Origin of the sequence: Faecalimicrobium dakarense (genome assembly GCF_000499525.1) — a bacterium.
In the GTDB taxonomy this organism is placed as follows: Bacteria; Bacillota; Clostridia; order Peptostreptococcales; family Peptostreptococcaceae; genus Faecalimicrobium; species Faecalimicrobium dakarense.
In genome coordinates this window covers 42,524-49,156 of sequence record NZ_HG529429.1, presented here as the reverse complement: position 1 = coordinate 49,156, position 6,633 = coordinate 42,524, and the positions used below count along the sequence as shown (strand labels likewise).

Sequence of the window (6,633 nt, the reverse complement as noted above, 5' to 3'; positions counted from 1 at the left end):
AAAAATATTTTAAAAAATTAAATAAATGGGTACAAAAAGAAAAAATATCATAAAATAATGAAATAAGTGGTAAAAAAGGAAAAGGTAGTAGAAAATGATGTTTTTTGTATAAAAATGTAGTACTATTTATATTGTAACTTTATAATAAATAAGATAATTGAGTAAGGTGGAATAATCTATGAATAAATTATTAAAAAGAATTTTTACTCTTGTTATTTTTATTGGCTGTATTACCCCCAGTAGTGTATGTGCAGATAATACCTATGAAAAAGTATTTAAAGTTGGATTTTATGAATATAAGCCTTATTACTTTATTAACAAAGATGGATCCCCAGATGGTTACTATCACGATGTACTAGAATTACTTGCAAAAGATTTAGGGATTAAATTTGAGTATGTAGATTATGAGCTTTCACAAGGTATTAAAAAGTTGGAAAGTGGAGAATTAGATTTGCTAGTAGGTATACGTCATAGTAAAGAAAGAGAAGGTAAACTTATATATACGGATCACTATATAGGTACAGAAACATATGGAGTATATACAAATAAAGAGATTTTATATGGAGATTTAGATAAATTAGAGGGATTAAATTTTGCTTTTATAGAACATGAATTAAATTCAGAGTGGATGATTAAATTTCTAGAAAAAAAAGGTATAAATATAGTTCCAGTTAGAGCTAAATCATATGACGAATCTATAAAATTATTACAAGATAACAAAGTAGATGTAACCGTTGCAGCAATTAAAAATAATGTTCTCGAAAATAAAAAGAAAATATATGAGTACTCAGCAGGCCCTGTTTATATAGCTGGAAGTAAAAACAATGAATATGTAATAAATGAATTTGATAAAATCTTAGAAAGATATGCTAAGTCAAATAAAAATCCTATCAGAGATATACAAAATAAGTACTTTGCAAAAAATTTAAATACGGATTCTAAAGAAACTAAAGTTATATTAGATATTAGTTTATTAATATCAGCTATATCTATATTCATAGTGTGTATTTATCTACGCCCAAAGATTAAGAAGAAAAAAATTAAAATTAATATTAAAGAACGAATGAATAATAATGAATATTTACTATTTTATCAACCGATAGTAAATCCTAAAAAAAATAATATAGTTGGATTTGAAGCATTATTAAGGTTAAGAGATAGAAAGATAGGTATAGTGCCTCCATATTTGTTTATAAAAGAAATCGAAGAAAATGATATGCTATTTGATATTTCTATATGGGTACTTAAAAGAGTTATTAAAGAGTATGATTTAGTAAAAAAATCAAATAATATGATAAGTGATAATTTTTATATATCGATGAATGTATCATTAAAAGAAATTGAAAATGAAAAATTTATTAATGAAATCATAAATTGTTTATTGAGTAGTAAAATAGGAAAAGATAAAATTTGTCTAGAAATTATAGAAAAAGTAGGTATAAATGACCTAGAAAAAATACAAAAATCTATAAAAAATTTAAAAGAAGCAGGATTTATGATTGCAATAGATGATTTTGGAGTTGAGTATTCTAATTTAGATATATTAGAAAAACTTGATTTTGATATAATAAAATTGGATAAATATTTTATAGATGGTATGGAAGGCTCTGAAGTGAGAAAATTAATAATGAATTTTCTTTCACAGTTAACTATAATTATGGGAAAAACTATAATAGCAGAGGGTGTTGAAAAAATATCGCAAAGGGATGCTATAAAAAGAATAAAAAATGATAAATTTTATATACAAGGATACATTTATTCAAAGCCAGTATCTATAGATGAGATACAAGATATTAAAATTAATAAAAGTTAAAATAAAAATGATATCTGTATGATACAGATATCATTTTTTTTATATAAAATTTATCCAACTTTTTTAGCTTCAAGTTCTAACTTTGATATTCTTTCTTTATTTAATTTCGCCATACCTATAGAAGCTACTATTAATGAACCGTAGCATATTACGATGAATACTAATATAGCTGACCAAGCAAAACCGTATCCTAAATTATCAACTAAAGCTCCGAATACTGATGAACCAGCAGCAAATCCTATAGCAAAGAATATTTGAACTACACCCAATATAGCACCGAAATCTTTTTTACCGAAAAATGAACCTGTAAGTAAAGAAGGTCCCATCATGTAAGCGAATACTGATAAACCTTTTAGTGCAGCAAATACGAATGCAAGTTGAGGTATATTACCAGCAAATATTAAAGCTACACATGAAACAAATGCTAATACAGAGGCTACCATAAGACCTTTAGTTACACCTAATTTATCAAATATTATTCCACCGAATAAGTTTCCACCTAAAGAGAATAAAGCAAATATTGATCCAACAGAACCAACTATAACAGGAGCTAATTTTAAATGTACTTTTAAGTATGCTGGATATTGTACTGCTAAAGCAGATACATACATTCCTAAGAAGAATAAACCAAATCCGAATAACCAGAAAAACTTAACATTTTTAGCTTCTTTAAATGAATATCCCCAGTCTACTGAAACTGCACTTTTAGAACTTCCTTCTTTTCCGTCTACTTTTTTAGAACCTCTAACTATTTCGCTATCATTCTTAGGCATTCTTAAGAATAATAAAGTAACAGGTATACCTACTATTAGTGATAAAGCACCAAACAACATATAAGACTTACTAGCTCCGTTACTAGCTAATGAGAAAGCAGTCATTTGTTGAAGGAATATATTACCTATAGACCCACCAGCGAAAGCAAGACCCATAGCTTTACCTTTAGATAATTCATCGAACCATCCGTTTATTAAAAGTGGAACACCTATTGAAGATATAGCCGCAGTACCAACTTGAACTATACCAGCAACTAAATAGAATTGCCATAATTCTTGACACATAGAGAATGCTAAGAATCCTCCACCAGAAAGTATACATCCTAATAAATACATAACTTTTGCATTTATCTTGTTAAACATCATACCTATTATAGGTGAAGCTATAGCAGATACTACAGTACCTAATGTAAATATTAAAGAGAATCCAGCAAGTGTAAACCCGTGATCCTTCATAACATAACTCATGAATTGAGGTTGTATGTTTGCTGCGACACCAAATGGTATAGCTTGTATAAGCATACATGCAACAACTATTAACCAACCAGTTGCAAATTTCTTTTTACTTTGATTTAAAGTACTCATAATGATTTCTCCTTTTAATTTGTGTTTTGTAAATAGGCACCTATTAAAAGAAATATTTTGAACAATTATAGGATAACATACACCTATAGATTGAATGAAGGGAAAGTGGCTGAAGTAATTTGAATAAAAAATAAAATAATTTCAAAAAAATCAAAAAAAAATCAAATAAATTTAGCTTATGATTTTAATATATAATATATCAACGAGTTTATAAAATAAAAAAGCAATTATAAATAACATAAAAAACATATGGAGAGAGGTATTTATATGAATAGTACAACGTTTGGGCAATTATTAGAAAAATTATTATATTTATCAAATCAGAAAAAAGGAACGCTAGCTAAAGAACTAGGGTATGACATATCATATATTAGTAAATGGATTAATACAAAAAACTTACCAAGTCAAAAAAATATTTCAGAAATCTGTAAAACTACAGCAAGATTTATAGTAAGTTCATTAAGTGAAAAGTCAAAGCAAGGTCTACTAGATTACTTTGAGTTAGGAAAGGAGATATGTAATGATGAGGTATTAGTTCAATATATAGATAGAAGTTTAAAAAGTGCATATATGGCTACAGCTGAAGTAAAGAACATAAATATATATAAAGGTACTCGATCAGAGGATAATTATAATAGTGCAACTCATATTAATCCGAGTCTTAGAAAACAGTATTTAACAAATGATGCAGAGTTATTTTTAAGCAAATCAGGAAAATTGGATATGATTATATCAGCCAATCTATACCATATAAATAATGATGATAAAAGATCTATATCGGCTATGAAGCAAGCGTTATCTGAGTTACAAGATGAAAATGAAGTAAGGGTAAGATTTCTTATGGGATTTGATGACATGAATGAAGATTCTATATTTAATACCATATTGACTATAAATATGGTTATAGCTCATCCAGAAATGGATTTTGAAATATATAATTGTGAAGTAGAATCAGGATCTATATTATCAGTAATAAAAGATAATATATTTCATAGTGCTTTATTTACAAAGGATAAAAGATGTTTACTTACTAACATGTCAAAGGAAAAAGAAGTTGTAGATGATATGTATTATAGTTTAGAAGATATACTTAAAAATAGAGGTAAAAAGATGTTCGAAAGGTTAGATTCATTATCCATAATAAAGAATCAAAAATATGTTCAATACATAATGGGAAGTGGTTTAAGGTGGCTAATGGGCTCTATAAATGAATTATTGATGCCAGGAGATTTATTTATGGAGATTGGGAGACAAATCTTTGGTGATAATACAGAAATTATAGATGAATTACAAAAAATAAATTTATTCCTTCAAAATGTAACTTATAGCTCAGAAATAAAAATACTTATTTATGAATCAGAGCTAAGAGACTATATATCTACAGGAAAAATGAACTTCTTTAACATACCAATTACTTTAAGCTTTGAGCAAAGAGAAAGACATATAGAGTATATAGAAAGAATCTTACATGAATCTGACAAAATAAATATAAAGCTCGTTGGAGGGAATTTTGTAGAAGAGTTTAGACATAATAAAGCACCATCTTTATATTTATCTAAGACGATAAAGTTTACAAAGGTACATCCAACTCAAGATATAAATGACTACGCTATAATAAAGAATAATGAATTTGGAGATATTTGTAGCAACGTGTTTGATAAACTTTGGAATGAGAGAAAAGATGTTGTTATAGAGGATAAAGATGAAGTTATAGATAGAATATCAAAAACTCGAATATATGCAAAACTAATAAATGAGAAATTTAACCGAACAATTGAATAGTAAAATTGAATTTATTGAAAAAAAAATTATTGCGAAAAATACTCCGTTGACTTTTATCGATGTGAATTGATAAACTTCTAATCGTAAATAGGCACTTTAAGTTATGAAATTACATGTTCAGACAAATAAATTGATTTTATTTATGAAAATAAAATTGATTTATTTGTAAGTGTAATAAAGTGGTTTATGTAATTAAGAGCTAGAAGAAATATAATAAAAATATTATTTAGCTATTTTTTTATATTTTATTAATTCATCAAAGCTAATAAAGCTAAAGAAAAGGAGTCAAGGGAAAATGTTACATCAATTAGAAGCTGTAATAACTAAAATATCGGATATGATATGGCCAGTATTCTTACCATTTATATTAATAACTGGTGCAATGATGTCTATAAGAACGATATTTATGATTCAAAAGAAGGCTACAACGCCTGCTAAGTTACAAATAAAGAATGTTATAGGTCCAGCATCTATATCATTAGGAGCAATGATAGGTACAGGAGCAATAATAGGTGTTTTAGGTGCATTATCAAAATTAGCTGCATCAGGAGAAAGAAACATAGAAGCAATGGCTATATGGGCTTTAATAGGAGCATGTATAATGGTCCCAGTTTCTTATGCAGAAACATTAAACTCTAAAATAATGGGTAAAACTCCAAAAGAGTATATATCATCATTAATATCACCAAAGCTTGGTTTATTATATGCAGTATGTTTCGTAGCATTAGCTGTATTTGGGTTCGGAGGATTCCAGTTTAGTGGTATAGACTCAGTTTCTGCCATAGTATTTGATAAATTTGGTATGGAACTTAGTTTAGTTCAAAGATATATGTTTATAGTAGTACCAGTAATAGCTGTAGTTGCTGCATTAGTATTATCTAAAAAGCATGAGTTATTCATGGGAGCTATGACTTACATGATAGGAACAGCTGTTGCAGGATATTTCATATTCTTCACAATGTTCGTTATAAAAACTTCAGGATATATACCTACTTATGTTGAAGGAATAATTCAAGGTATGACTAATCCAGTTAATGGATTTGCTGGTATAGTATTAGGATTTGTATTAGGAATGCAAAAGATAATACAAACAGCTGAAACAGGTTTAGGAGCATTAGCTATGGCTGCTCAAGAATCAGATTCTAAGCCAAGAGAAGCAGCTATGATATCTTTAATACCTACAGTAGTTACAGTTGTAGTATCTATAGTAGTTACTTCTTATATAGCATCTTATGGATTAAACAATGGAATAATAGAATTTCCAGCGGATGCTGTCACTAGATTATCTCAATACTTTGCAACTGCAGAAGCAGTAACAGGAACATTTGGATTAGTAGTATTATGTGTATTTACAGTATTATCAGCTTTAACTACAATACTTGGATCGTACTACTATATGACAAAGTTATTCAAACAAAATCCAATAAACAAAAACATAGCTATATACTTAGCATTAATAATAGCTGCTGGAACATTAGCAGTATTTGGAGCTAATGTAGTATTTGAAGCTGTTGACTTATTACTATTCGTTCTTTCTGGAATAAACGTAACTGCGTTATTAATATTCAGTTTAAAGAAATGGCAAGAGCATAAGTTAGAAAATTCATTAGAAGATAAGAAAGTATCTTAATATATAGAGAGCATCTTCTAATAGGTGCTCTCAAATTAATTATAGAACTA

General features: G+C 27.7%; 4 protein-coding genes. 3 read left to right on the top strand and 1 reads right to left on the bottom strand.

Annotation, left to right across the window (positions count from 1 at the left end; all coding sequences use genetic code 11):
• The first annotated feature begins 178 nt into the window (after positions 1-178).
• Positions 179-1,813 carry an EAL domain-containing protein gene (locus tag BN899_RS16815; RefSeq protein WP_042277872.1) on the top strand — a complete coding sequence of 545 codons (1,635 nt, stop codon included), beginning with the start codon at positions 179-181 and terminating at the stop codon, positions 1,811-1,813.
• 50 nt (positions 1,814-1,863) lie between these two features.
• On the opposite strand, the gene BN899_RS16810 is transcribed toward BN899_RS16815, so the two are convergent.
• Entirely contained in the window at positions 1,864-3,171 is a 1,308-nt protein-coding gene (locus BN899_RS16810) for a conjugated bile salt MFS transporter (protein ID WP_042277869.1), read from the bottom strand.
• A gap of 267 nt (positions 3,172-3,438) precedes the next feature.
• On the opposite strand from BN899_RS16810, the gene BN899_RS16805 reads away from it, so the two are divergent.
• Entirely contained in the window at positions 3,439-4,953 is a 1,515-nt protein-coding gene (locus tag BN899_RS16805) for a hypothetical protein (protein WP_042277867.1), read from the top strand.
• Positions 4,954-5,248: 295 nt separating this feature from the next.
• Positions 5,249-6,583: an alanine:cation symporter family protein gene (locus tag BN899_RS16800; RefSeq protein WP_042277865.1), complete on the top strand. Its 1,335-nt coding sequence runs from the start codon at positions 5,249-5,251 to the stop codon at positions 6,581-6,583.
• Positions 6,584-6,633 lie beyond the last annotated feature (50 nt).

Excerpts from the sequence above, each read along its gene's own strand:
- BN899_RS16810 (WP_042277869.1), bottom strand. The coding sequence starts at position 3,171 with ATGAGTACTTTAAATCAAAGTAAAAAGAAATTTGCAACTGGTTGGTTA.
- BN899_RS16815 (WP_042277872.1), top strand. The coding sequence starts at position 179 with ATGAATAAATTATTAAAAAGAATTTTTACTCTTGTTATTTTTATTGGC.
- BN899_RS16805 (WP_042277867.1), top strand. The coding sequence starts at position 3,439 with ATGAATAGTACAACGTTTGGGCAATTATTAGAAAAATTATTATATTTA.
- BN899_RS16800 (WP_042277865.1), top strand. The coding sequence starts at position 5,249 with ATGTTACATCAATTAGAAGCTGTAATAACTAAAATATCGGATATGATA.